Source organism: Erythrobacter sp. THAF29 (genome assembly GCF_009363635.1).
Lineage (GTDB): Bacteria > Pseudomonadota > Alphaproteobacteria > Sphingomonadales > Sphingomonadaceae > Erythrobacter.
Map to the genome: position 1 here is coordinate 2,286,357 of NZ_CP045392.1, position 26,834 is coordinate 2,313,190.

The following is a 26,834-nucleotide window of genomic DNA, read 5'->3' on the forward strand; positions in this document are numbered from 1 at the left end:
GCCGGAATGGCGAGGCTCCGACACAAAGACGGAGCAGGCAAGGCGGATTCGACAGCGCGGTATGAATTTTTTCGGAACGTGCGCCCTGCCCGCCCTTTGATGAGGCAAAACCCTTTCGATCAAAGGACAGTCCAATGGCCAAGACTCTTCTCATCACTGGTGCATCATCCGGCATCGGCGCAGCGACCGCAAAAGCCGCCGCCGAGGCAGGATGGAACGTCGCCCTGCTCGCACGTTCGACCGACAAGATCGAGAAGCTGGCGAACGAAATCGGCGACGGCGCGCTTGCCATAACTTGCGACGTGACCAAACTCGACGAGATTACAGACGCGCTACAGCAAACCGCCGAACGCTTTGGCGGGGTTGATGGAGTGTTCGCCAACGCCGGTACGGGTGTCGAGAAGCCGGGCGTTGAAAATGGCGATCCCGAAGAATGGCGCGGCATGATCGAAGTCAACATCATGGCGGTACTCTACGCCGCGCACGCGGCAATCCCGCACCTCAGGAAAACCAGGGGCCATTTCGTCATCACCGGCTCCAAAGCGGGGCGCGACACCTTCAAGGGCTCGGTTTATTCGGCGACGAAGCATTTCGTGCACGGCTTCGGCGAGAACCTGGCCGAAGAGATGCGCGAATTCGGCGGGCGAGCGACGGTGATCGCGCCGGGCATGGTCAACACCGATTTCTTCGACGATCCAAAGCCAACCAAGATTCAGCCCGAGGACGTTGCCAATGCAGTCGTATTCGCGCTTTCGCAGCCCGAGACGGCAGCAGTGCGCGAAATCTACATCATGCCCAACGACTAGGGAGCCTTCGATAGCGCGCGTTCAAGAAGGTCCAGCGCGTTGCGCGTGAACTTTTCCATGTTCTCGATCCGGTCGTCGCTGCCCGTCTCAATCGTGGCGGTGACCTCGCAATCCGGACCGACAACCGCCGCGACACTTCGACCGGAAACGACGCCCATCGGGTGTTTGCTGGATCCTGCGGACCCGCTTTCGGCAATGCCCCATTCGGTACCCATCCGGTCGCGGATAGCACGGGCCTGCAACAGCGCGTATTCCTCGGTTGCAGAGCGCATGCCTTCATACGCATCGCGCGGAAGGTCAAACAGCACGTCGCGCGCCTTGAAAGAATAGACGATACCACCACCGACATAGAATTTGAGCGCGCCGGGCACGGTCAGGATCGCCGCCGCGATCAGGCCCCCGGTCGCACCGTCGGCGACCGCGATCTTCTCACGGCGTCCGGTAAGCAATCTCGCAATACGCTTTGCCTGCGGGTGAAGCTGCTTAAGCATTGCGCACGGCCTTCACCGTCATCGCCGCACCAAAGATAAGCTCTATAATCGCGACCATGTATGTCACCGGGAGGGGCAATGGCATGAAGCGGTAGATACCCGCTGCTCCGACCATGGTGACAATCGCGGCGAGCAGCCAGAATATCCGATCGCCATAGGCGGTCTTGAAGGTGAAATAATGAGTGCCGACCATGATCGCGGCCAATGGCATCACAAGATCGGGGTTGTAATCGAGAAACAGCCATGCCGCGAACAGTCCGGCGATCATGGCGATCGTGGATTCAAGCACCAGCATCCCGCCCGGATTTCCCTTGCTCTCGCTAGTGCGTCGGAAAATCGTGCGATTAACGAACAAGGCGAGCGGGTAGATAAACACGCCGCCGATAAAGAGAACGACAAAACCGGTCGCGACACCATCTCGCGCCTCGATAACCGCTGCAACAAGCCAGACCAGCCCGGAGATGAAAACACCCGGCCCACCATCGGCGTAGGCGCGCCGCAAATCGGCTTGCGCTGCCGCAATATCCATAATTTTCCTTTCTTAAACCGCTGCCGCCACGATCTCGGCCCAGCCTGCTTCGTCTATGACCTCGATGCCCAGGTCCTGCGCTTTCTTCAGCTTCGAGCCTGCACCCGGTCCCGCGACCAGCAGGTCAGTCTTGGCAGAAACACTGCCAGCAGCCTTCGCGCCCAACCGTTCGGCCTGCGCTTTTGCCTCATCGCGGCTCATGGTTTCTAGCTTGCCGGTGAACACGACCGTCTTGCCGGCCACTGGCGAATCCAGCGTTTCGACCACGTAACGCGGAGGGTTCACCAGGCTCAGCAGGTCTTCCCACACCTCGACATTCTTGGGCTCGTGGAAAAAGTCACCAAGCGCCTCGACTACGCTAGGGCCGATCCCGTCGATACTGGTGAGTTCCAAGATCGCATCTTCGTCACCTTTGCGTGCCCTTTCAGCCACTTCGCGCAATTTCGGCAGCTCGTGGAGATGTTTCATCAGGTCGCGCGCGGTTACCTCGCCGATATGGCGTATACCAAGGCCGAACAGCAGCCGCGCCGCATCGGGTTCGCGCCGGCTTTCCACAGCCTTGAGCAGGTTATCCACAGACCGCTCCTGCCAGCCGTCGAGGGCGAGGATGTCCTCGCGGCGCTCCTTCAGGCGGAAGATATCGGCAGGGCTTTCGAGCCACCCCAGCGCGAAGAACTGCGCGATGGTCTTCGACCCGAACCCGTCGATATCAAGCGCCTTGCGGCTGACGAAATGTTCAAGCCTTTGAGTGCGTTGCGCCGGACATATGAGACCGCCAGTGCAGCGCACATCGACCTCGCCTTCTTCCGAAACCGCCTCGCTGCCACATTCGGGGCAATGATCGGGAAAGACGAAGGGTTCGCGCTCCACATCGCGGGTGAGGTTATCCACAAGCTGTGGAATGACATCTCCCGCACGCTGCACCAACACCCGGTCGCCGGGCCTCAGGCCAAGCCGTTCGATCTCGTCGCGGTTGTGGAGCGTGACGTTCGAGACCATCACGCCGCCCACCATGACCGGCGCCAGCCGACCCACGGGAGTGAGCTTTCCGGTGCGCCCGACCTGGATGTCGATCGCCTCAAGCGTCGTCTCTGCCTGTTCTGCGGGGAATTTGTGCGCGAGCGCCCAGCGCGGCGCTTTCGCCACGAAGCCGAGGCGCTGCTGGTAATCGAGCCGGTCGACCTTGTAGACGACCCCGTCGATCTCGTAGCCGAGATCGGGGCGCTGGCGGCCGATTTCGTCGTAATGCGCGATCATTTCATCTACGCTGTGGGTCAGCGTCAGAAAAGGCGAGACGGGAAATCCCCAGCTCTCGATCAGGCGCATCATCTCGTATTGCGTGTCTCGCGGCACCTCGGAGGCAGCGCCCCAGCCATAGGCCCAGAATTTGAGCGGGCGCCGGGCGGTGACGCTCGGGTCTTTCTGACGCAGCGATCCCGCCGCGGCGTTGCGCGGATTGGCGAACAGCTTGCCGCCCGCCTTTTCCTGCGCTTCGTTGAGCGCGGCGAAATCGGCCTTTGACATGTAGACTTCGCCGCGCAACTCGAACACGTCTGGCATGGCGGCCTTCCCCCTGGCCGGGATGCGTTTCGGAATGTCGCCGATATGCGCGACATTGGCGGTCACGTCCTCGCCCACCTCACCGTCGCCGCGCGTCGCCGCGCGTACCAGTTCGCCCTTTTCATAACGCAGCGAGCAGGAAAGACCGTCGATCTTGTCCTCGGCGGTGATCGCGAGCGGAACGCTTTCATCCAGCGCCAGATAGCGGCGCACGCGCTGGGTCCATTCCTCGACCTCCTCGCGCGAAAATGCGTTGTCGAGGCTCATCATGCGAACCTCGTGACGGACCTTGGACAGCGGCGAGGCGGCGATCGAGTGGCCGACCCTTTTCAGCGGAGAATCCTTGGGCGCGAGATGTAGAAAGCGCGCTTCCAGCTCGGCATAGCGGCGCACCAGCGCATCGTATTCCGGGTCGGAAATCTCGGGCGAGTCTTCGGCGTGATAGAGCCGGTCGTGCTTTGCGATCGCCTTGGCAAGGCGCATAAGTTCATTCGCAGCTTCGGCTTCGGTAATGTCTTCTGTCATGGAATTCCCAGAGCGCTCCCTGCCATCAGTATCACCCAAGCCCCAAGTGGGAGGGCCGACGCGACGGCAAAATGGAGAAGCTTGCGGTCTCTTTCTTTCTGGCGAAGTCCAACGATGAAGGTCACCAGACCGAGGCCAAGGGCTGCAAGGAAAACCCACCCCATCACCAGCTCAAACAAGGTGATGGCCATCACTCCACCTCCTTGGACAAGGAGGGGGTCGGGGGGTGGTTCGACTGTCGCCTGCTCAACGAGCACCCTCCGCCAAGGAAAACAATCCGATTGCCAGCACCGAGGTTATGGTCACGCCGACATACATAAAGGCAATCAACTTCACGTGTTGCTGCTTGATGATCGCCCAAATCAAAAAGGGTGCGAAACCTATTCCAAGAGTTATTGGAATGGTGAGCAACAGGGCTTCCAAGCCGATCGGCATCAAACCCCCTCCAGCAGCCGGTCCGCCTGCGTCCTTGTTGCGCGTACGCTAGCCACGCAGAACCGGCTTCGTCTCGACCCGGGTGCCGAATCCAACGATATGCTCACGCGCCTTTCCGATGGCGGCCTGCACTGATGGCAATTTCAGGCTGTTCGCGTGATCTGTCTTCGTCTGCCACACCTCGGTAATCCAGATCGAGTTCTCGTCCTCGAGATCCTCGGCGATCAGATATGCAATGTTGCCGGGCATGTCCTTCGTGCCCTCAACCAAGGCCGCAATCACCTCGCTCCTCTTGCCCTCCGCCGTCTTCATCTGGCCAATGATACCGTAGACTTCTTCCATGTTCTCGATCCTTCCGATTGCTGCCGGAGCGTATCCCGCAAGCAACGACGCAACTGCTACTCCGATAAACTCACGCCGCTCCATCAAACCCCCTCCAACAGCCGGTCCGCCTGTGCCCGCGCCTCGCTGGTGATCTCCGCGCCAGACAGCATTCGCGCGATCTCTTCCTGCCGCCCAGCCTCGTCGAGCAGGACCACGCTGGTCTTGGTCACCGTGCCGCTAGAGCTTTTCGCGATCAGATAGTGCGTGTTGCCGCGCGCCGCGACCTGCGGGCTGTGCGTTACCGCGAGCAGCTGCCCTTCATCGGCCGCGAGCCGCGCGAGGCGCTCCCCGATGGCCGATGCCACCGCGCCGCCGACGCCGCGGTCGATCTCGTCGAAGATGATCGTCGCCGCCCCGCCCTTCTCCGCCAGCGCGACCTTCAGCGCGAGGATGAAGCGCGACAGCTCGCCGCCGGACGCGATCTTTGCGAGCGGCGCGAAGTCGGCGCCGGGATTGGTCGCGATCAGGAATTCGACGCTGTCCATGCCGTGCGCGCCCCACTTGTCCTCGGGCAGCGAGCCGATCGAGGTGAGGAACCGCGCGGCGTCTAGCTTCAGTGGCTTCAATTCGGCGGCCACCGCCTTGTCGAGTTTCTTGGCGGCGTTGATCCGCGCATTCTGGACCTTCTCGGCAAAGGCGACGTAGCTCTCGCGCGCTTCCTTCGCGGCGGCTTCGAGCGCGTCGAGTTGCGCCTCCCCGCCCTCGATCGCGTCCAATTTGGCGCGCATCTCGCGCATCTTTTCGGGCAGGTCGTCGACCTCGCAGCGATGCTTGCGAGCAAGCGCGCGCAGCTCGAACAGGCGCGTTTCCGCCGCATCGAGCGCCGCAGGATCGTGGACCAGCGCCTCGGCGGCGACCTCCAGCTTGTCCTCCGCCTCGCCCGCCTCGATCACCGCGCGATCGAGCGCCGCGAGCGCGTCTGCGAGCAAGGGGTGTTGTTCGGCAATCCGGTCGAGCCGGCGCGCCGCGACACGCAAGCTGGCGAGCGGCGAATCCGATCCCTCCCAGATGTGCCGCAGTTCTTCCAATTCGCCCGAGAGTTTCTCCGCCTTCTGCATGTCGGCACGCGTGCCCGCGAGCCGGGCTTCTTCGCCCGCTTGCGGTTCGAGCGCTGTAAGCTCGGCAAGGTGCGCGATCAGCAGGTCCTGGTCGGCCTTTGCCTGTTCGACGTCCGCGCGCGCTTCGGCCAATTGCGCCTCGGCCTTCGCCCAGCGGTGCCAGTGGCGTTCGAGCCCGGCATTGTCGGTCCCGGCATAGCGATCGAGCAGCGCGCGATGACCGCGCGGGTTTACAAGGCCGCGATCATCGTGCTGTCCGTGAAGTTCGACGAGCGCCGAAGCAAGCTCTCGCAGCAGGGCGACGCTGGTGGGCTGGTCGTTGATGAAGGCCTTTGACCCCCCATCCGCCTTCACCTGCCGCCGGATGATGAGCGGTTCGCCCGGCTCGATCTCGATATCGGCGTCGTCGAGCGCGTCGGCAATCGCCTGCGGGATCTCCGCAAACTCGAAACTGGCGGCGACGCTCGCCTTGGCCTCGCCTGCGCGCACCAGCGCCGTCTCCGCGCGGTCACCGAGCACCAGGCCGAGCGCGTCGAGGAGGATCGACTTGCCCGCCCCCGTCTCGCCCGTCAGCACGCCAAGCCCCCGCCCGAAATCGAGATCGAGCGCTTCGATAAGGACGATGTTGCGGATCGAAAGCCGGGTCAGCATCAGGCGATCAGCTTTAGCGACTGGGAAACGCCCCGTCACGTCATGGCACGCACGTTATCCGCGCGTGGTTTTGCAAGGCTTCCTAGGAGAAAATCGGAATAATCCGCATGGAATTAAGGGTTTGGTGCAATCAGAGCGATAGTTGTGGGGCGAAAAGCGCGGTGTTGGTAATGAGGTGAGTTACATGAAGGCATTCAGGATCCCTTCGGTCGGCGGCGCGTTGATCGTCATGCTGGGCGGTTCCGCATTGCTGTCCTGCAGCGCAGGCCATGCGCAATCGGACAAGTCCGACAGCGAACTGATGACGGCCGCCGGTGGCTTTCTGATCAACACGCTCAACAGCAATAGCGCGCGCGAGCAATATCTGTCCTCGGTCGCGCGCCCCTTGCGTTCGCTCGATCGCGATGCAGATGGGCTGGATCAGCGCGATGTTGCTCGCGCACGCGCGCGGGGCGAGGCGCGGCGGCGCGCAGGATTGGTGAGCGCGCTGCTGCAATATGATTACAACGCCGATCTCAAGGTAACCCGCGATGAAATCATCGAGTATTCCAGCGCAGCGAGCGCCGAAGCGCGTGAAAGCGAGGCCGACGCGCAGATGAAGCGGCTCGACACCGATGGCGATGGCACCGCGACAATCAAGGAGGCAATGGCGCGCGGCAAGGATCAGCGGCGCGGCGTTGAAGATCAGGCCACAAAGCTGCTCGAACTGGACGCCGGGGGCGACGGACGCCTGACTGTGAACGAGCTGCTCGAAGCAGCCGGGCGGGTGTTCGACCATTTCGATTACAACGGGAACGGGATCGTCGACGCCCCCGAAACCGAAGCGATCCGTGAATATCAGCACGAGATACGCGAACGTCAGCGCATGATCGAGCTGGGCTGCGTGTTGCCCAAGGCCAGCGAAGACGCACAACTGGTCGCTTACGGCGTTTATGAAAGCGACGTCATCTCTACTGCCTGGGTCGGCAGCTACGATACCGAAACGGGCGTGATCGACGTGACGATCGAACCGGGCAGCCGCCCGCTCTATCTCGTCCTCAGTTCGTACGACGCGATGATCTGGCGCTTCAGTGGAGCGTCCGACCGAATCGAGCGGGTGGTTGCGGGATCCTACGAAACCGGTGCGAGTGCTCGCGATCCCGATGATGAGCGGCCCGTTCGCTCTGCCGTCGCGGTTACCGGCATCGGCAAGGATCGCCTCACTGTTGTAGGGAGCGGATGCCTGCGCGACGGTTGGCGGTTCAGGGATGGAGAGCGAGACGGGCCTGACCGGATCGGCGAGCTTGTCGCCGGGCGGCCGATGGATGTGGTTGCGAGCGAATACGGCCCGGTGCGCGTTTCCCTGCCCTCTGGCGAGGCTAAGCGTGCCGAGCGCAGGGACCTGCCCGCCCCCAAAGGCTTCGAGGCTGAAATGTGGGCCGAGGCTGTTCGCTTTTCACCGGGAGGGATCGCACGCATCGATCCGAAGACGCTTGTGACCAGCCAGCCGGTCGGGACTTATGACATCATGCCCGAAGAATTCGGTCTTGCACAATTGCTCGCACGCGGGGCGCTGAAGCGCGCAGGCCGCGACAGGCTGCTGCTGACCCGCGAAATCGCCCACTGGCCCTCGGGCCTCGCTGGGGCGCACTCGACCAACTTCATCGTATCCGAAGGCGTTACACCACCCGAAGGCAATCCCGGTCACAGCTGTGTGATGAGCGAAGCCGATGCAACACGCCCGAACTGGAAACGAGAATGCCGCGAAGGGCGGAGGAACCGAACTCGCTAGCGCCGCGCCGGATCAGCTAGGCTGCACGTCGGGCGCGTGTTTGTTGACCAGCTCGAAGGCCTTTTCGTACCACTCATTGCCCGGATAGTTCGCGCCCAGCACCGCGGCATATTTCACCGCTTCCTCGCGCAGGCCCAGCGCAAGGCTGCTCTCCGTCAGGCGATAGAGCGCCTCAGGCGTGTGGCTGGTCGTGTCGAAATTCTCGACCACGTTGCGGAACCGCAAAGCGCTCGCGAGCCACTGGCCCGAACGCTGGTAGAACCGCCCGATCTCCATCTCCTTGCCCGCGAGGTGATCCTCGACGAGATCGAGCTTCAACCGCGCATCGGCCGCATACTCGGTTTGCGGGAATCGCCGGTTCACCTCACGCAGCGCGGTGCGTGCCTGTTCGGTGATCTTCTGGTCGCGGTTCACGTCGCTGATCTGCTCGTAATAGGAAAGCGCGATCAGGTAATAGGCGTAGGGCGCATCCTTGTTACCCGGGTGGATCGAGAGGAAGCGCTGCGCGTTCTGGATCGCCTTGTTGTAATCGCGCGCGATGTAATAGCTGAACGCGCTCATCAGCTGCGCCCGGCGAGCCCAGGGCGAATAGGGATGCTGGCGCTCCACCTCGTCGAACAAGGCGGCGGCGAGCAGAGTGTTCCCGCGATCGAGCCGCCTCTGCGCCTCGGCATAAAGCGATTCGACGTCGCGCGCGACATAGGCGACGTCCTCCTCGGCGGAGCCTCCCGCACAGGCGGTGGTGGTGAGGATCGTGGCGCCGACAAGAGCAGCGCGAAGCAGCGGAGTGCGAACTTTGGTCAACATGGGGCTGCCGTATAGCCAGCGCCCGCGTGAACGCCAAGTGAAGTTAGGAGCGCTTACCCCGCCAATTTTCCTACTCGCCGCATTTGTGGTTCACAATCACCCTCACCCCCATGACCAAACCCAATCTCCCCGCCCGCATCATCCCCGACTTCACCCCCGTTCCGCGCAAACGCATGCGCCGCGGCGGGTGGAGCGCGGATCGCCAGCGTGAGTTCATCGAGCTGCTCGCCGAAACCGGCAGCGTGCGTTCGGCCTGCCGCCGCATGGGCGTGGGCGAGCACCACATCTACAAGCTGCGCCGCCACCCCGAGGCGGAAAGCTTCCGCAAGGCGTGGGAGGCCGCGCTCGACATCGGCGTGCAACGGATCGAGGACGTCGCGATGGACCGGGCGCTCAACGGCGTCGAGGAGCCGGTCTACCACCGCGGCGAGATCGTCGGAACGCGCCGCGCCTATAACGACCGGCTGCTGATGTTCATGCTCGAACGCCGCGCACCGGAGCGCTTTGGCGGAGGTGGCGGCGCAAGCGACCCCGGCTGGAAAGGCCGCGAAACCGCCCGCCTCGCGATGAAACTGCGCAAGGAAATCCGCGAAGAACTGGAGGCCGAGGCCAAGGCCAACGCCCCCACCCCCGAGGAAATCCGCGCGAGCATCGATGCGAAGATCGAGGGCCTGCGCCTCGAGACCGAAATGCGACGCCAGCGCGAATGGGAGCGGCTATCGGAGGACACCCGCGCGGCATGGGAGCGCTTCGAGCAACTGCGCACCCGCGACATGGAGCGCATCGCGGCGGAGGAAGATTCGAGGCGCAAGCTGCTCGCGGGGCCGAGGGAGGCGGTGAACGCGGAGCCGGGACGGAAGACGACGCCGCCGGAGCCGAAGGTGCCGGAGACCAGCTGGACGCTGAAGGACGACAGTTTTGATTCCTAGGCTCCCTCTTCCCCCAGAGGAGGGGGTTGGGGGTGGTGGCTGGAGCACCGACTAGATTCGAAGAGGCTGTCGCCTCGAAACCACCCCTCAATCCCCTTCTTCAGTAAGGAGGGGAGGTTTCCCGTCAGCGCGGCAGGAAGAAACCTTCTCCGCTTTGCCGGACGCCGCCCATGTCGGTCATAATTTCGAGCACTCGTGCGACGCGTTGCTTGCGTTTTGCGGTGTTCCTGCCTTTGAACAGGCTGGCGATCGCCTGAGCAGATAGCGGCGCGTCGGCTTCGGCGAGCACATCGCGCATAACCGCAAACTGTTCGCGCTCGTCCTTGGGCCACGGACGCTCCTCGCTGACCCCCGCTTCGACAAGATCGATATCGAGGTCTTCCTGACCCTTCACCTTGTGCGCGAGGCGCGGTTTCTGGAAATCGGGGCGCAGCCAGCGCACGATCCCGCGCTTTTCCTCCGCCGCGCGCTCCTGATTGAGCGCGACGAGGCGCGTGAGCAATTCCTCCTCCGCCGCTTCCTGATCTTCCGACCTATGCGGGCTGGGCGTAGTCGCGCCAGGCTTCCCGACGAGCCGCTCTCCCAAATCTTCCCAGCCATAGGCGGCAAACACTTCGCGGTCGATCTCGTCGTGAATGTCCTTGAGAACCGAGATCAGCCCGGCCTCGTAAATGTCCTTTTCCTTATCCGAAAGCAGCGCGACGTCGGCGCCGTTCTCGAGTTCGCGCAGCCGTTCGAGCACGTTGTACATATCGGTCATGGTGAGGAATTCGTGCTGCGCAAGCCGCTCCTTGCGGAAGGCGTCAAGGCGCTCGCCTAACCCATTCAACCGATCAATTTGGCTGTCGATCAGTATCGGAAATGGGAAGGGGTCAAGACATTTGGTTTTGTTGTACCTTGGACGATCCTCTAGGGTGCCGCCCGCTCTCAATGTCCAACTGACGTGCAGGCGACTAGATAAAACCGCGAGCGCATTACCGCCGGATAATGCGACCGCAACCAGCATGTTGTCGGGCCGGATTGAGTTATCAAGAAACTGAAAGAATCGATGTTTCGCCGTTTCGATGGTCGCGATGTAGCGATCAAGCCGATCCAGCGCCGGACGTAGATCAGCGCGTGGCTCCCCGAATATCCACCAGTTGTCGCGGTATGACGCGCGGTTGTTCTGATCCCGGTCCGGTTTCACGGTATCCACGATATGCTGATAGACGCTGGGAAAGCGCTCCTGCACCTCATGCGAATTCAACCCAAACAGGTCGATCACCATCACACCACGAGGGTTCGAAGCGAGATCGCGCCCATTACAGTAATGGAGAATGTGCTTTTCGAGACCGGCGATTTTCCCAAGGCCGAGGTCAGCGGCTTGCTTTGGCGAAACGATGAAACCAGAGCCGTGAAGTGAGACACCACGGCTTGAAAGGGCCTCATTCGAAAAGAGCGGCATGAGTTTCGACAAATCCGCCCCAAGCGTCAACTTGCTCGTAATCTTCCCCTCATCGCTCTCCAACCGCACTTCGGGCGTATCGGTGTTGAGCCCGCTCTCATGCACAACCTTGGCAAGCTTCCCCTGCCGCTCGCCGCGCACCGCAACGGTCATCGCGATCCGCACCGCCGCCTTGTCGCTCGCCTTCAGCCACGGATGGTCGGGCACGGCATAGACAAGGCTCAAAGGCAGCTTCGCATTCATATGCCGCTCAACCACGCGGCGGCTGAATGTCTGTGTGATGGAATTGGTGGTGATGAAGCCGAACCGGCGCAGCGGGTTTTTCTTGCTCTTGGGAGCCTTCGCCAGAAGGCGCGTCGCCGCCTCGTCCCAAAAATGCATCACGAAATCCGCGCCACCCGGCACGTCCTTCCTCGCCTTCCACGCGGCCTCGGCATAGCCATCGCCCAGTTCGGCGCGCATGCCCTTGCCCCCGATAAAGGGCGGATTGCCGACGATGAACTCGACCTCGGGCCAATCGGCGCGGCGCGGGTTTGAATAGGTGTAAAGCGGCACCTGCGCATCGGGATCGGGGATTTCCTCACCCGTGATCGGGTGAAGCTTCATCGTCTCCCCGTCCCAGCGAGAGAGCGGCTTGCCCTCCCCGTCACGCAACAATTCCTGCCGGTCATAGGCGAGGATCGCGTCCTGTTCGACAATCGTGCCATATTCATCAAGGATCGGTTCGGCGATTTGCTCAGCCCCGACCGTGCGCAGTTGCCATTTTAGATATCCGATCCAAAGAACAACGTCGGCAATCGGAACCGCGCGCTTGTTGACCTCAAGCCCGTAGAATTGTCGCGGGCTTACCGTCTCGCCATCGAGCAGCAGGCGCGCTTCATCATCGCCCAGAGCCTCCAGCGCTTCGAGCACCTCGCCCTCAAGTCGCTTCATCAGCTCGAGGCTCACGTAAAGGAAATTGCCCGTCCCGCAGGCCGGATCGAGCACGCGCGTGGTGCACAGCTGATGGTGGAAGGCGCGCATCGCCTCCTTTGCCGCCTCGTCCTTGCCAGCGCTGCGCAAATCCTCTGCCAGCTGGCGCACCTCCTCCCAATCCTCGCGCAGCGGCTCGATAATGGTGGGGACCACCAGCCGCTCGACATAGACGCGCGGGGTGAAATGCGCGCCCAGCTTGCCCCGCTCACGCTTGTCGAGCGCGCGTTCGAGCAGCGTGCCGAAGATTGCCGGTTCGACGTCGCGCCAGTCCTTTTTTGCCGCGAGCCACAATTCGCGAATGTCGCTGGCATCGAGCGGCAGGACCTTGGGATTGCCGAAGATGCCGTTGAAGCGTTTGAGCGTCGCGTTGAGATGCGGCGCGTATCCGCCCTTGTTCATCACGCGCCACAGGCTTTCCAAGGCCGGGCCGAAATTCTCGGGCGTGTCAACCATCTGTTCGAGCAGTTTCTGGAAGCCGTGATCGGGGATCAGGTCCACGTCTTCTGCAAACATCGTGAACAGGCACCGCATCAGGAATTCGGCGATGTCCTTGGGCTCGTGATGCTTTTCGAGGCTGCGGGCGATCTTCGCGAGGCGTTCGGCAATGTCCTTGGTAACGGCGGCGGAAATCTTTGCCGGGTCGAGCGCGTGCGGATCGGTCCAGATCGTTCGCAGGCGGGTCTGCACTTCGGGCTGGAGCAGATCGTCCATCGACAGCCGGTAGGACTGGCGATCGGGGAATTGCGTGTAGTTGCGGCCCTGGCCTGAGAAATCGGCAAAGACCTCGATCACGTTGCCGATATCGACGATTAGCAGGAAAGGCGGGTAATCATGGTCGTCGGGGAGCGCGCGGGCGTAATCCTCTGCCTGCTGGCGCGCGGCGATCATGACCTTGTCCCAGCTTTTGGTGCCGCGTTTGGCGTGACCCAACTTTTGCGCGGTTTCGATGCCGGCAAGTTCAAGTTGTTCGGTCTCGCGCGCCTTTTTGCGCTTCGCTGACTGCTTGGCCTCGAGGATGAAGCAGTCGCGTTTGTAACAGTCGATCCGGCCCGTGCCGCCGCCGCGCCGAAACTTGACCGGGCGTTCGAACACGTAGTCGGAAAGTGCGGTTTCTTCGCCCTGGAGCTTGGGCGGTTCGAGGCCAAGCGCCTGCGTGAGGTAGATGATGAAGGACTGCGCGTTCGCTATTTCCGATCCGCCCGAAGCCTTGGCCTCGGCAACAAGCTTGGCTAGCGCGGATTGGTCGACTTCCCCCATCAATCCTGAATGCGGAAAAAGTTCAACTGAAACAAGAGGGAAAGAGTAGCTACTCCTCCCCCATCCTGAGCGCCGCGATGAAGGCTTCCTGCGGGATGCTCACATTGCCGTATTCGCGCATCTTCGCCTTCCCTTTCTTCTGCTTTTCGAGCAGCTTCTTCTTGCGGGTGATGTCGCCGCCATAGCATTTGGCGGTAACGTCCTTGCGAAGCGCGGGGATTGTCTCGCGGGCGATGATCTTTCCGCCCAGTGCGGCCTGGATCGGAATCTTGAATAAGTGCCGTGGAATCAAGTCCTTAAGCCGCTCGCACATGCCGCGACCACGCTCTTCTGCGACCGAGCGGTGGACGATCAGCGAGAGCGCATCCACCGGCTCGCCATTGACGAGGATGTTCATCTTCACAAGGTCGCCCTCGCGGCTCCCGATCTGCTCGTAGTCGAAGCTGGCATAGCCCCTGCTAATCGACTTGAGCCGGTCGTAGAAATCGAACACCACCTCGTTCAGCGGCAGCTCGTAAGTCACCTGCGCGCGCCCTCCGACATAGGTGAGATCGGTCTGGATGCCGCGGCGGTCCTGGCACAGCTTGAGGATCGCGCCCAAGTACTCGTCCGGCGTGTAAATGACCGCCTTGATCCACGGCTCCTCGATCTTCTCGATCCGGTTCACGTCCGGCCAGTCGGCAGGATTATGGATATCGATGACCTTCGCGTCCTCGATCTTCGATTTGGACAGGTGAACGCGGTAGACGACGCTCGGCGCGGTGGTGATGAGGTCGAGATCGTATTCGCGGCTGAGGCGCTCCTGGATGATCTCGAGATGCAGCAGGCCGAGGAAACCGCAACGAAAGCCGAAGCCCAGTGCCGCGCTGGTTTCCATCTCGTACGAGAAGCTTGCATCGTTCAACCGCAGCTTGCCAATGCTCTCGCGCAGTTTCTCGAAGTCGGCGGCATCGACCGGGAAGAGGCCGCAGAAGACGACCGGTTGCACTTCCTTGTAGCCCGGCAGGGGTTCGCTCGCGCCATTCTTCACGGTCGTGATCGTATCGCCGACGCGAGCCTGCTCGACTTCTTTGATCTGCGCGGTGATGAAGCCGATTTCTCCCGGGCCCAGCTCGTCGAGATCGATGCGTTTGGGGGTGAAGGCCCCGACCCGGTCGATCAGGTGCTGGGTGCCCCCCTGAATGAACTTCACTTGCTGGCCCTTGGAAAGCACGCCTTCGATCACGCGGACCAGAATGACGACGCCGAGATAGGGATCGTACCATGAGTCGACGATGCTGGCTTTCAGGGGTTTGTCGCGCTCGCCCTTTGGCGGTGGGATCTTTGCAACAACGGCCTCGAGAACGTCCTCGATCCCGATTCCCGTCTTGGCGGACGTCATGACAGCTTCGGATGCATCAAGGCCGATCACTTCCTCGATCTCTTCCTTAACCCGCTCGGAGTCGGCGGCGGGCAGGTCGATCTTGTTGATGACGGGAACGATTTCGTGGTCGTGCTCGATCGACTGATAGACATTGGCGAGCGTTTGCGCCTCGACGCCTTGCGCCGCATCCACCACCAGGAGTGCACCCTCGCACGCGGCGAGGCTGCGCGAAACCTCGTAGGCGAAGTCGACATGCCCCGGCGTGTCCATGAGATTGAGCTGGTAAGTCTCGCCATCGCGCGCGGTGTAGTTCAGCCGCACGGTCTGCGCCTTGATCGTGATGCCGCGCTCGCGCTCGATATCCATGTTGTCGAGGATCTGTTCTTTCATCTCGCGCTCGGTCAGGCCGCCAGTGAACTGGATCAACCGGTCGGCGAGCGTGGACTTGCCATGATCGATGTGAGCGATGATGGAAAAATTGCGGATTTTGGAAAGATCGGTCATTTGCCCGCGCATTTAGCGATGCTCGGACCCATTGTCATTCGCGAAAAACGCAACCGCGGGTACTAGCGGAAGCAGCGGTTTGTGACGCGTGGCCTTATGCCGCTTCGTTCGTCGCCGATGCGGCATATCCGAATTGCGGCACGCTAGCCTGCTGCCCGAGCAAACCGCCTTGCATGCCTTTGTAATTGCCGGGTGAAAGCGCTGCGAGCGGAGCGCCGGCCGAAGCAAGCGCATAGGGCGACACTCGGTGACGTGTACAAAGACCGCCCGATCCATCATCCACTAAGTGCTGTTCGAATTCGAGACCCTGCGTGTCCGACATCGCGCGGATAACCGTTGCGACGGCGAGTTGTCCGCCACCAAGATCGACCACGAACTGCGTGCCTTTGGGCACGTCCGCTAGCCCCTGGATCAGTGCACCGGTCTTTGAAAGGTTTCGCAGTGTGACTTCATAGGAATGGTCGTCGTGAATGACCTGTATTTTGCGATAGACGGTACGGCGCCGCGCGCGCTTCGTGCGGTCGCCGCTTGGCTCGATGACCCAACCCTCGCCCAACAGCTCGGACTCAGCTTCCTCCTTGCTCACAGGATCGGAGAAAATCGGGCCCTGAACGCGATCGATCCCGCAATCGAGAAGCGAAGCGAGAAGCGTGTTCGACTCGATCCCGTCAGCGATCGTTTCCATCTCGAGCGCACCGGAGAGGGCTACGATCGCGCGGATGAGACCCAATTCACGGCTGTCGTGACGGTCAGCTTCCGCGATGAGCCTCTCGTCGATCTTGATCATGTCGAACGGCGCGCGGCGCAAATAGGCGAGCGAGGAATAGCCACTGCCAAACTCGTCGAGCGTGAGACGCACGCCGATTTTGAATAGCTGGGCAAGCGTCCTGTCGACCGCATTGGTGTCACCGAAGAACACCGCTTCGCTGACTTCCAGTTCGAGCCGGTTCGGCGCCATGTCCGCTTCGTGAAGAGCGCGGCTGACTTCTTCGACAAAGTCACTGTGGTTGAACAGCGGGACCGGTACGTTGACCGCAACGTTGACGCTTTCGTGCCAATAGGCCGCGTGGCGGCAGGCCTCTCCGATCGCCCATTTCCCCACCTCGAGCACGCTGCTCGATCCTTCAAGGATCGATGCGAATTCTTCCTCGTCGATCTCGCCGCGCTGTTCGTGATTCCAGCAAATATGGGCTTCGAGCGCGCGGACCTTCTGGCTCTTCGCATCGACGATCGGTTCATACTTGAGGAACAACTGCTTTTCGCGGACCGCAGTGCCAAGGTCAGCTTCGAGGCGGCGGCGGAAGATAGCTTCGTTTTCGAGGTCGCCCGAATAGAACCGGTACTGCCCTCGCCCACCATTCTTCGCCGCATAGAGCGCAAGATCGGCGGATCGCACGATCTCGTCGCCGGTCACACCATCATGCGGGGCGATGGCGATGCCGACCGAACACCCGATCACACAGCGCCCTTCGTCAAGCGAATAAGGCTGCTTGAGCATGGTGATGATTTTCATGGCGATATCGCCAAGCTCGCCGCGATCGTCGAGATCGGGGATCATTACCTGAAATTCATCACCGCCAAGGCGCCCGATCTCGCATTCACGCTCTATCGAGCGTTTCAGGCGGCTGGCGACCTGTTTGAGGAGTTCATCACCTGCTGCGTGGCCGAGGGTGTCATTCACCTGTTTGAACTTGTCGAGATCGAGCATCAGGATTGCGCAATTGCGCTTTGCTGCCTTGAATGCGGTTAGCGTCGTCTCGATCTGATGCGCCATCCGGTGGCGGTTCGAAAGGCCTGTCAGGGAATCGAACTTTGCCAGTTTCTGGGTTTCGGCCTCGCGGTGATACTCGGAGGTGATATCGGTACCGGTCCCGCGGAAGCCTGCGAACTTCTTGCCCGAGAAGATCGGCTTGCCAGACAGGCGCAGGACGAACCCATCGCGACCTTTCGCAGATCGCACTGCGAAACCGGAGAATGATTTGTGCGCACCAAACATCAGCGACAGCGATTTGGTCCGGCCATCTCCGTCAATCGGTTCGAAGATCGTCTGAAGCGGCTGGCCGATCAGTTCGTCGAGCGACATGTCGAGACGCTCTGCAATGGCGGCGCTGAGATAGCTGAGGTTGCCGTCGGCATCGCTCGCCCAGAACCAGCCAAGTCCCGAATTCTCGAGCTCATCGAGCATCGCCAGGCGGTCGCTGTCGGACAGCGTCGAGGCCGCGCCTCGACGACTGCGAAGCACGCTTGCGCCTTTTGATGACAAGAGACCCTTCAGGGGCACCTGAGCAATTCCTCCAAGCATTTTAGGGCACGGATCGATCCGAACCTCTCGTATCAGTAAATCCGGTTGGTTATTTTTCTGCTAATATCGAGATCGAAATGTCGGACAATCTCGAACAGCCTTTCCGCGTCTTTGCGGTGTAAAACATGATGGAGGCCAATGGCTTGGGTCAGTCAGTGGGAATTCTCGCGATCGGCCACGAGATCGACCTCCATGAAGCGCTTTTCACCCGCACTGCTTGCGCCCGTATATGTCGTCACTTCATCGTCATTCAGCGCACGCAGCGGGCGGCCTGCAGCTTCGATCTGGTAGGGCGACACACGATGGCGGGTACAAAGACCATCGGCACCATCGCTGATCAGTTGCGTTTCGAATTCAACGCCCTGACTATAACCTTGGGAGCGACGGACTGTCGCGACCACGAGTTGCCCACCGCCGAGATCGAGGACGACATCCGTATCAACCGGAACATCGAGCAGTCCCTCGATCTTGGCGCCGCTCTTTGACAGGTTGCGCAAGAACACCTGATAGCGACTGTTCTCGTGCACGAGCCCGATCTTGCGGAATTCGGTCCGACGGTCGGAGCGGAATTTCTCCGGCCCAAGCATCTCGTAGACCAGCTCTCCGGTTTCGAAGCGTTCCTCGACGACGCTGGCGGGTTGCGGACGGGAAAACAGCGCGCCCTGAATACTCATCGCGCCATGCTCGATGACCGCCTCAAGTTCGTCCTTCGTTTCTACGCCTTCCGCAACTGTTTCCATCTTGAGGGCCTGCGCAAGGCTCACCACGGCCGAAACAATCGCGCCGTTGTTGTTTCCATCTTCGGTGCAACCTCGCACAAAGCTCTGGTCAATTTTGATCTTGTCGAACGGCGCATCGCGCAGATAGCTCAACGAAGAATAGCCGGTCCCGAAATCATCCAGCGCAAGGCGCACGCCCAGCCGCTTGAGATCCCTGAACATACGTAGCGCGCGATCGATGTCGCCGACGAACACGCTTTCGGTGATCTCGAGCTCGATACGCGCAGGGTCGGCGCCGGATGACTTGAGCGCGTTCCTGACGGTGTCGATCAGGTCGTCGGAAGCGAACTGTACAGCCGATACGTTGATGGCAGCACGCACGTTCGCAGGCCATGACGCAACGCGTTTGCAGACGTCATGAATCGCCCACTCCCCCATCTCGCGAATGAGACCAACCTCTTCAGCAACAGGTATGAATTCGGCTGGTGACACTTGCCCGCGCTCCGGGTGGTGCCAACGCATCAGCGCCTCGAAACAAACGACCTTGTGATCGGTCGCTGACACGATCGGCTGGTAATACATTTCCAGCTCTTCGCGTGAAAGCGCATCGCGCAGGTCTTCTTCGATCTGATGGCGGTGAATGGCCTGATCGCGCAGATCGCTGGAATAGAAACGGTATTGGCCACGTCCACCGCCCTTGGATGCGTAAAGCGCCAGGTCCGCAGCCTTGATGAGTTCCTGGCACTCGATGCCGTCGAATGGCGCAATCGCAACGCCGATCGAGCAGCCAACAACCGCCCTCACCCCGTTTACCGAATAGGGCTGCGAGACCATTTCGATGATCCGCTGGGCAAGCTCGCCAAGTTCGCCGCGGTCCTCGATATCCGGAAGGATGATCTGAAACTCGTCTCCGCCGAGGCGTCCGATTTCGCCCCTTTCGCCCACCAACCGTTTCAAACGCGCCGCCAGTTGCTTGAGCAGCTCGTCGCCCGCCGGATGGCCCAATGTGTCATTGACCTGCTTGAAGCGATCGAGATCGAGCAACATGATAGCACAGCTTCGCTTCGCAGCTCTGAACGCGTCGAGCGTCGTGTCGAGCTTCTGTGTGATCCGGTGACGATTGGAAAGGCCTGTAAGGGAGTCGAAACGCGAAAGTTTCTCCGCGTCTCGCTGGCTGGCAATCGATGCTGTCACATCACGGGCAATCCCGTGATAGCCGCAAAACTTGCCGCTTTTCGAAAGCCGCGGTGCGCCGGAAATCTCCCACCAGGCGGTCTTCGCGCCGGTCCTGATCTTGACGATAGTCGGACGCAATGAGTTGCGAGCCGCAAACTGGAATTTCAATGGCCTGTGAGGCGATCCGGCCTCAGTTCCGACGTCATCTTCGAAGATGTCGACAAGTTGCTTGCCAATCAAATGACCTTCGATCTCGGCTATTCGGTCCAATGCAGGTTCGGACAGGTAGATGAGCCGCCCTGCCTCGTCGCTCGCCCAGAACCAACCGAGTTCGGACTTCTCAAGACTGTCGAGCAAGCTTGCTCGCCGTCCGGTGTCGGATGATCGGATAGGTGAAAGCGGTGCGGCCATCCCTCCACCCCTGGCCGTCCTCGTCGACAAGCCTGAAATCCGTGACAAAATGCCACCCATGAAGCGCAGTACTCCCCCGGGAATTCTATTTCTGGTGCGGGCGACTAGCAGGTGAATCGTTTAGGAAGGGCTAATATTGGTTAACCCTAGTTCCACGGCCAGATGCTGCTCTATGCCCGCGCGCTTGCAACTTTTCGGGGCACGATGCATGTGGATTGGGTTGAGAGAGTTCGCGCCTCTCGAATGGGCGCTCAAGAAAAGGGGACAACATGTCAGACGGCACCGTTAAGCTTGAAAACGAAGCGGCCCAATCGACCAACGCGCTGGGCCCCCTGATCGGCGTGGCGCGTGAGGATTTCGTCGGCGCAGTCGCTTTGCTGCTACGCGAAACGGCATCGGACCCCAACCGCGCTTTCCGGCACGCGCGTTCGATGGGCGAAGACATGATCAAGATCATGACCGGCAAGAGCGATCTGGCGCCCGACCCCAAGGACAAACGATTTCAGGATCCGGCCTGGCAATATAACCCGTTCTTCCGCGCCGGCGCGCAGTACTATCTCGCGGTGCAAAAGGGTATGCGCAACTGGCTGGAAGAGCTCGAGCTCGACGAGCTCGAGCGCAACCGCGCGAACTTTATCGCGAACATCATCCTTGATGGCCTCGCGCCGACCAATACGCTCATTGGCAATCCGATTGCCCAAAAACAGGTAATCAATTCAGGCGGCCTGTCGCTCATCAAAGGCCTTCAGAACGCCTACAATGATCTGGTGCACAACAAGGGGATGGTCAGCCAGGTCGACAAGCGCCCGTTCAAGCTGGGTGAGAACATCGCGACCTCGAAAGGCTCGGTAGTCTACCGCACTGAAATGTTCGAACTGGTCCAGTATGCTCCGACAACGGACGAAGTATATGAGATCCCGCAGCTTACGATCCCGCCGCAGATCAACAAGATGTACATCAATGACCTCTCGCCGGAGAAGTCGATCATCAAGTGGCAGGTCGATAACGGGCTGCAGACCTTCGTTATCTCGTGGCGCAACCCGTCAAAGGAGCAGGGCCACTGGGACATGGCCGATTACATCGCATCATGCGAGGAAGCGCTCGAGGTTGTCTCCGAGATCACCGGCTCGAAGAAGGTCAACGTGTCCGCCGGCTGCTCGGGCGGGCAGACTGCCTCGGTCCTTGCATCGAAGCTTGCCGCAACCGGCAACGATATCCTCGGTACGCTCACGTTGATGGTTTGCGTCCTCCACCCGAAGCAGACCGATATCGAGGCAGGCTCCCTTGTCAGCGAAAACGGCATGGCACTCGCCCGGCAGCGCGCCGAGAAGGCAGGGATCATCAAGGCGGACGATCTTGCGCGTGGCTTTGCATGGCTGCGCCCGAACGATCTCATCTGGAATTATGTGATCAACAACTATCTGCTCGGGATGGACCCGCCGGCTTTCGACGTCCTCTACTGGAACGCCGATGCGACCAATCTATCGGCAAGCTTGATGGGCGACTTCCTGACGCTTTATGAAACGCTAGCCTTCACCAAGAAAGGCGAAGTCGAGATGGCCGATCACAAGGTCGACTTGTCGAAAGTCACGGCTGACCTGTTCATCCTGGGCGGCGTGACCGACCACATCACCCCGTGGAAAGCGACCTATCGTTCGACTCAGCTGTTCGGTTCCAAGGACGTAACCTATGTCCTCAGCCAATCGGGTCACATGCAAGCGATCCTCAACCCGCCGGGCAATCCCAAGGCAAAATATTACGTGCAGAAGAAGAAGGGCAAACTCCCGGCGACCGCCGATGAGTGGCTGCAAGGAACCGAAGAAGTGAAAGGCAGCTGGTGGCCTTACTGGATGGAGTGGATCCAAAAACGCTCAGGCAACAAGAAGGCCGCGCCCAAAAAGCTGGGGAGCACCAAGCATAAGCCCATGGACCCGGCTCCTGGACTCTACGTACTCGAGGAAGTCTGATAAACGGCACCCGCCCTCAAGCGGGGGGCAAGCTTATGGGAAGCACCCTCGTAAGGGATCTACGAGGGTGCTTCCCACCCGCGTTTCCTTAGTCTGGGAAGCGTGCAGAAAGGACTGAAAGTACGTGGCAGATGTGATGGACCAGGCGGTCGTCTCTATGGAACAGGTGGGCGGCCGGACGCTACGGGTTGCTAGCTGGAGGCTCAATGAGCCGTCCGAACACTTGCCGATCCTGTTCTTCAACGGCATCGGGGCGAATATCGAAGCAGTGGCTCCTCTGACCGAGGCCCTTCCCGAGCGTGGTTTCATCATGTTCGACATGCCGGGAACTGGCGAATCGCCCGATCCCGTAGTGCCTTACAATCCCTTCACCATGAGCTGGACCGCAGCGGAGCTGCTTGGCCGGCACGGCATCGACGAGGTTGACGTCATGGGTGTGAGTTGGGGCGGCGCGATGGCACAGCACTTTGCGCTCCAGCACGCCAATCGCACCCGGCGGCTTACCCTGATCGCGACCACGCCGGGCATGGCCATGGTTCCGGGCAAGCCGGCGGCCTTCACCAAGATGGCCGATCCGCGCCGGTACATCGATCCAGATTTCATGAACGAACACTTCGCAACGCTGTATGGCGGAGTGGACAAGGATGGAGCCGAGCACCAGAGGGACAGCCATATTGGGCGGCTGAAACCCCCTTCCCCTCGCGGCTATATGTACCAGTTGCTGTGCATGCTCGGCTGGACCAGCCTTCCCGCATTGCCATTCCTCAAGAGCGAAACGCTGATCATGATGGGTGACGACGACCAGATCGTGCGCCCGATCAACGGCCAGATCCTCAAGGCCATGATCCCCAATTCACGGCTCGAAATGATCGAGGGCGGCGGGCACCTTTTCCTCCTCACCCACTCGGACGAGAGCGTCGCGCTGATCCGCGAATTCCTCGACGCGCCCGAAACGGCAGAGGAAGCGCAGCGCTTCAAGTCCGCCGCAGCGTGACCTTAACAATTTGATGCGCTGGACTAGCCGGCGCGGATAGGACATTCTTTCTTCCAGATTGGGAGAAGGATAATGGCTGTTTTCGACCTCATAATTCGCGGCGGCACGATCGTGGACGGTACTGGTGCGCCCGCATTCACGGGCGATGTCGCGATCAAGGACGGCCTCATCGCACAAGTCGGAAATGTCTCTGGCGCTGCGGCGGAAGAGATTGACGCGGCCGGAAAGGTCGTCGCGCCCGGCTTTGTGGATATTCACACGCATTACGACGGTCAGGCGACGTGGGACCAAGAGATGGCTCCCTCTAGTTGGCACGGCGTGACCACGGTAGTCATGGGCAATTGCGGGGTCGGTTTCGCTCCTGCCAAGCCCGACCGCCACGAATGGCTCATCAGTCTGATGGAAGGGGTCGAGGATATTCCCGGAACCGCGCTTTCCGAAGGCATTACATGGGATTGGGAGACATTCCCCGAATATCTCGATGCCCTCGAAAAGCTCCCGCGAACGGTCGATGTCGGCACCCACGTCCCGCACGGTGCGGTCCGGGCTTATGTTCTTGGCGACCGCGAACAGCCCGGCGCGGTTCCGACCCAGGAAGACATCGAGAAGATGTGCGAAATTGTCGAGGAAGGCATTCGCGCCGGCGCCCTCGGTTTCTCCACCTCTCGCACAGTGCTGCACAAATCGGTCGATGGCGAACTGGTGCCGGGCACCACTGCCACACCTGAAGAACTCGTCGCGATCGGCAAAGCGATGGGCCGCGGGAGGGATGCCGGCGGGCACGCCGTGTTCGAAATGGCGAGCGATCTCCAGCGCGACTGGAATGAATTCGAGTGGATGGGCAAGCTTTCGCGCGAGGCCGGAATCCCCGTCACTTTCGCAGCCCTCCAATCGATCGCGAAGGAATTGCCCCTCGAAGAGCAGATCAGCGAAATGCGCGCGCAAAACGACAACGGCGCGAACATCGTCGCCCAAATCGCGCTGCGCGGAAACGGGATCATCATGGCGTGGCAGGGGACAGTGAACCCGTTCGCCTTCCGCCCAAGCTGGCAGGCGATCAAGGATCTTCCATGGGAGGAGCAGAAGGCCAAGCTGCTCGATCCCGCGTTCAAGAAGCGGTTGCTGTCCGAGGCGAACGATTATGCGGAAGCGCCGCAGGACATCCTGCCTGTCGTCATGGTCATCACCCAAGGCTGGGCGCTGCAATACGAAATGGATCCGGACTTCGATTACGAGCCCGATGCAAGCGCAAGCGTGAATGCTCGGGCCGAGGCCGCTGGTGTCGATCCACAAGAGTACGCCTACGACATGCTGTGCCGCGAGGACGCGACCGGGTTCATCTACCTGCCGATCCTCAACTATGCGGACGGCAATCTCGATTTCCTCCTACCGCTCCAGCAGGCCGAAGACACAGTCAACTCTTTGTCCGATGGCGGCGCGCATTGCGGGACGATCTGCGATGCGGCTTCGCCCACGTTCATGCTGGAGCACTGGGTCAAAGGTCGTCGGCGCGGCGACCGGCTGACCCTCGAACACGCGATCAAGCGGCAGTGCCGTGACACCGCCGTGCTTTACGGACTGGAAGATCGCGGCGTGATCGCGCCAGGATACCTGGCCGATCTTAACGTGATCGACATGGAACGGTTGAAGCTCGGGCGTCCGTGGCTGGCTTTCGACCTTCCAGCGGGCGGCAAGCGGCTCCTGCAAAAAGCGAATGGCTATGTCTGCACGATCAAGAACGGCATCGTAACCTTCCGAAACGGCAAATGGACCGGTGAAACGCCCGGTGGCCTTATCCGAGGGCCACAGCGCGCAGAGTTCGCCGAAGCGGCGGAATGACCGGATACAAACCCAAGCCCGACGACTGGGCCGTCATCACCGGTGCCGGTCGAGGTATCGGGCGCTGGCTATCGCAGCACTTCGCCGCAAAGGGCATGCGCATCTGCGCGCTCGATATCGACGCCTACGAGGCAGAGGAAACCGCTCGGCTTTGCGGGCTGGCATCGCGCGCGCATGGCTGCGATGTTTCGGATCGCAAGGAGACGGAACGCGTCGCCGAGAAGCTGATCGCCCAGGGAGTTGAGCCATCATTGCTCTGGATCAATGCCGGAGTCGGTTGCGCAGACACCGTGTGCGAGGCGAAAGAGAGCACGCTCGACTGGCTCATGGGTGTCAACGTCATGGGGCCCGTTCACACCGCCAGGGCGTGGCTACCGGCCTTGAAAGCCCAATCCGGCTCACGTCATGTGGGAATTACAGCTAGCTCCGCATCTGTCGTACCTGTCAGCGGCCCCTTCACGCTCTATGCGACCACCAAGCAAATGACAGCAGCTATCGGAGAGGCGCTTACGGCCGAGCTGGCCGAGGATGGCATAGGCGTTACGATCCTGTGCCCGGGCATTCTCAACACGCAAATCTGGAACGCCGCGCAAGCCCGGCCCGATAGGTTCGGTGGCGCCCGATCAGCGCCCGACGAGATCGGCGATCACTGGCGCGCCCAGCCCGGTCCTGAAGTGCTCGAGAAAGGTCTCGACACCGTTCTGGGGCGCGGCGGCGGCTGGTGCATCGTCCCGACGGAGGAAGACACCGAAGCGCGCATGGAGACCCGCCACCGCGCGCAACATCACGGCTTTTTCCACTATGCACTCGGGCGTGAAGACGCCGAGAGCTAGGGCTCGATCACGATCCCCTTGGACGGATCGACATTGCCGCCGATCATCTCGAGATAGACTTCGCGTGCAGCCTCGAGGCCCTGTTTCCTGACGATCTCGACCGTACCCTCGACGCTCTTGAGAAATTCCCGCCAAGCAACGGCGTGCAGTTTCCCGCCTTCTTCCTGGCCGTGCTCCTTGAAGAACGCGACCGCGTGATCAGGAGCGAAGAACAATGTGGGCTTCGGCCCCGGCAAGCCGCGATCGGCAGCAAGGCCGCCCTCCCCGCGCTCCTCGATATGCGTCGCACCGACGAGGCATGAATACTTGAGCACATCGCCAAAGTGTTCGTGCACTTTGGCGAGCAACCCCGCATTGCCAGCGAAATCGACCACTACGGAAGGATTGATCGAGAGAAGGCCTACGCTCTCATAGGAATAAACCTTGTCGTACAGCCCCGTGCCCTCGACAAATTCGACATTGCTCTCGGACGTCAATCCAACGCGCTTGATGCTGGGCGAGTTCTGCTTGGCAACTGCGGCAAGGCCCATCGCCGTCTTTGACGAAGCGCTGGTGAGGACCACCTGTTCGGCGCCGAACCAGTCCTCGTTGCGCAAGAAATACTCGATGAGGAAACCGGTTGTGAAAAGCGGACCGAACACCATCCGTTCAGCTTCGCGCGAAGGATCATGCTCCGGGTCAGAGGCGAGTCGGCGATAGGTGTTGTAGACCGGGCTCATCGGCTGGCGATAATCGGTAGAGTCCATGAAGCTGGAGGGTGAGACATTGCCCGGACGTACATCGAGATGGGTCGCCATCGGCAAATAGCCATAAACCCTCTCGCCAACTTCAATCTCATCATGCTTGCTCTCGACCACCTTGGCGTGCCCCCACATCGGGACGATTCCAAAGCCTTCGGGAGCGGGAAAGAAATTCCAGTAACCGAACCCGTCGCCAACCACCGCGTATGTGATATTGTTCGCGGTCACCGAGAAGCTTTCGATTTTGAGCCGAACAGCCCCGTCCGCGAGCTCGCCCGGCTCGACTTGGACGAGATCGGCGTGATCGAGTTCGTCCTTGCGGACATGGACTTGCTGGATGGTCATGTGTCGGCGTCTCCTCGTT

Annotated in this window: 20 protein-coding genes; 7 read left to right on the forward strand and 13 right to left on the reverse strand. The window is 60.8% G+C overall.

What is annotated here, in order from left to right:
* Nucleotides 1–134 precede the first annotated feature (134 nt).
* Nucleotides 135–806 carry an SDR family oxidoreductase gene (locus tag FIU90_RS11045; RefSeq protein ID WP_152434806.1) on the forward strand — a complete coding sequence of 224 codons (672 nt, stop codon included), beginning with the start codon at nt 135–137 and terminating at the stop codon, nt 804–806.
* Here FIU90_RS11045 and FIU90_RS11050 read toward each other — a convergent pair.
* Genes FIU90_RS11050 through recN form a run of 7 tightly spaced genes read right to left on the reverse strand, consistent with a single transcriptional unit; the run spans nt 803 to nt 6,439 of the window.
* A complete protein-coding gene (locus tag FIU90_RS11050) occupies nt 803–1,297 on the reverse strand; it encodes a CinA family protein (RefSeq protein ID WP_152434807.1) in 495 nt (164 codons plus the stop codon). The genes FIU90_RS11045 and FIU90_RS11050 overlap by 4 nt on opposite strands.
* The gene (locus tag FIU90_RS11055; RefSeq protein ID WP_152434808.1) at nt 1,290–1,826 is read right to left on the reverse strand and encodes a hypothetical protein; all 537 of its coding nucleotides are present in this window, start codon (nt 1,824–1,826) and stop codon (nt 1,290–1,292) included. The genes FIU90_RS11050 and FIU90_RS11055 overlap by 8 nt, the downstream gene beginning before the upstream one ends.
* A 12-nt stretch (nt 1,827–1,838) precedes the next feature.
* Nucleotides 1,839–3,911 carry an NAD-dependent DNA ligase LigA gene (gene ligA / locus FIU90_RS11060; RefSeq protein WP_152434809.1) on the reverse strand — a complete coding sequence of 691 codons (2,073 nt, stop codon included), beginning with the start codon at nt 3,909–3,911 and terminating at the stop codon, nt 1,839–1,841.
* Entirely contained in the window at nt 3,908–4,102 is a 195-nt protein-coding gene (locus tag FIU90_RS11065; protein ID WP_152434810.1) for a hypothetical protein, read from the reverse strand. The genes ligA and FIU90_RS11065 overlap by 4 nt, the downstream gene beginning before the upstream one ends.
* Before the next feature lie 55 nt (nt 4,103–4,157).
* Nucleotides 4,158–4,346: a hypothetical protein gene (locus FIU90_RS11070; RefSeq protein WP_152434811.1), complete on the reverse strand. Its 189-nt coding sequence runs from the start codon at nt 4,344–4,346 to the stop codon at nt 4,158–4,160.
* 48 nt (nt 4,347–4,394) lie between these two features.
* On the reverse strand, nt 4,395–4,772 hold the full coding sequence (locus tag FIU90_RS11075; protein ID WP_152434812.1) for a putative quinol monooxygenase: 378 nt from the start codon (nt 4,770–4,772) through the stop codon (nt 4,395–4,397).
* Nucleotides 4,772–6,439, reverse strand: a complete 1,668-nt coding sequence (gene recN, locus FIU90_RS11080; RefSeq protein WP_152434813.1) for a DNA repair protein RecN — start codon at nt 6,437–6,439, stop codon at nt 4,772–4,774. Before recN ends, FIU90_RS11075 begins: the two co-directional genes overlap by 1 nt.
* A gap of 184 nt (nt 6,440–6,623) precedes the next feature.
* Between recN and FIU90_RS11085 the strand changes: the two genes are divergently transcribed.
* On the forward strand, nt 6,624–8,210 hold the full coding sequence (locus FIU90_RS11085) for an EF-hand domain-containing protein (RefSeq protein WP_152434814.1): 1,587 nt from the start codon (nt 6,624–6,626) through the stop codon (nt 8,208–8,210).
* Between the two features lie 12 nt (nt 8,211–8,222).
* Here FIU90_RS11085 and FIU90_RS11090 read toward each other — a convergent pair whose 3' ends face one another.
* Nucleotides 8,223–9,017, reverse strand: coding sequence for an outer membrane protein assembly factor BamD (locus FIU90_RS11090; RefSeq protein WP_152434815.1), 795 nt, complete (start codon nt 9,015–9,017; stop codon nt 8,223–8,225).
* 110 nt (nt 9,018–9,127) lie between these two features.
* Between FIU90_RS11090 and FIU90_RS11095 the strand changes: the two genes are divergently transcribed.
* Nucleotides 9,128–9,946 carry a hypothetical protein gene (locus FIU90_RS11095; RefSeq protein ID WP_152434816.1) on the forward strand — a complete coding sequence of 273 codons (819 nt, stop codon included), beginning with the start codon at nt 9,128–9,130 and terminating at the stop codon, nt 9,944–9,946.
* Nucleotides 9,947–10,070: 124 nt separating this feature from the next.
* Here the strand turns inward: FIU90_RS11095 and FIU90_RS11100 are convergent, their stop codons facing one another.
* From FIU90_RS11100 to FIU90_RS11115, 4 genes are all read right to left on the reverse strand, one after another.
* Nucleotides 10,071–13,622, reverse strand: a complete 3,552-nt coding sequence (locus tag FIU90_RS11100) for a DNA methyltransferase (RefSeq protein ID WP_199799328.1) — start codon at nt 13,620–13,622, stop codon at nt 10,071–10,073.
* Between the two features lie 49 nt (nt 13,623–13,671).
* Nucleotides 13,672–15,489 (reverse strand): translation elongation factor 4, encoded by a 1,818-nt coding sequence (gene lepA, locus FIU90_RS11105; RefSeq protein ID WP_152434817.1) that lies wholly within the window; start codon nt 15,487–15,489, stop codon nt 13,672–13,674.
* A 94-nt stretch (nt 15,490–15,583) separates the two neighbouring features.
* The gene (locus tag FIU90_RS11110) at nt 15,584–17,731 is read right to left on the reverse strand and encodes a bifunctional diguanylate cyclase/phosphodiesterase (protein ID WP_234029499.1); all 2,148 of its coding nucleotides are present in this window, start codon (nt 17,729–17,731) and stop codon (nt 15,584–15,586) included.
* A gap of 212 nt (nt 17,732–17,943) precedes the next feature.
* The gene (locus FIU90_RS11115) at nt 17,944–20,097 is read right to left on the reverse strand and encodes a bifunctional diguanylate cyclase/phosphodiesterase (protein WP_152434818.1); all 2,154 of its coding nucleotides are present in this window, start codon (nt 20,095–20,097) and stop codon (nt 17,944–17,946) included.
* A 269-nt stretch (nt 20,098–20,366) separates the two neighbouring features.
* On the opposite strand from FIU90_RS11115, the gene FIU90_RS11120 reads away from it, so the two are divergent.
* From FIU90_RS11120 to FIU90_RS11135, 4 genes are all read left to right on the forward strand, one after another.
* A complete protein-coding gene (locus FIU90_RS11120; protein WP_152434819.1) occupies nt 20,367–22,064 on the forward strand; it encodes an alpha/beta fold hydrolase in 1,698 nt (565 codons plus the stop codon).
* Between the two features lie 124 nt (nt 22,065–22,188).
* Nucleotides 22,189–23,058: an alpha/beta fold hydrolase gene (locus FIU90_RS11125; protein ID WP_234029500.1), complete on the forward strand. Its 870-nt coding sequence runs from the start codon at nt 22,189–22,191 to the stop codon at nt 23,056–23,058.
* Between the two features lie 72 nt (nt 23,059–23,130).
* The gene (locus FIU90_RS11130; RefSeq protein ID WP_152434820.1) at nt 23,131–24,897 is read left to right on the forward strand and encodes an amidohydrolase family protein; all 1,767 of its coding nucleotides are present in this window, start codon (nt 23,131–23,133) and stop codon (nt 24,895–24,897) included.
* Nucleotides 24,894–25,730 (forward strand): SDR family oxidoreductase, encoded by an 837-nt coding sequence (locus tag FIU90_RS11135; protein ID WP_152434821.1) that lies wholly within the window; start codon nt 24,894–24,896, stop codon nt 25,728–25,730. Before FIU90_RS11130 ends, FIU90_RS11135 begins: the two co-directional genes overlap by 4 nt.
* On the opposite strand, the gene FIU90_RS11140 is transcribed toward FIU90_RS11135, so the two are convergent.
* A complete protein-coding gene (locus FIU90_RS11140) occupies nt 25,727–26,815 on the reverse strand; it encodes a DUF2855 family protein (RefSeq protein ID WP_152434822.1) in 1,089 nt (362 codons plus the stop codon). The genes FIU90_RS11135 and FIU90_RS11140 overlap by 4 nt on opposite strands.
* Between the last annotated feature and the right edge of the window lie 19 nt (nt 26,816–26,834).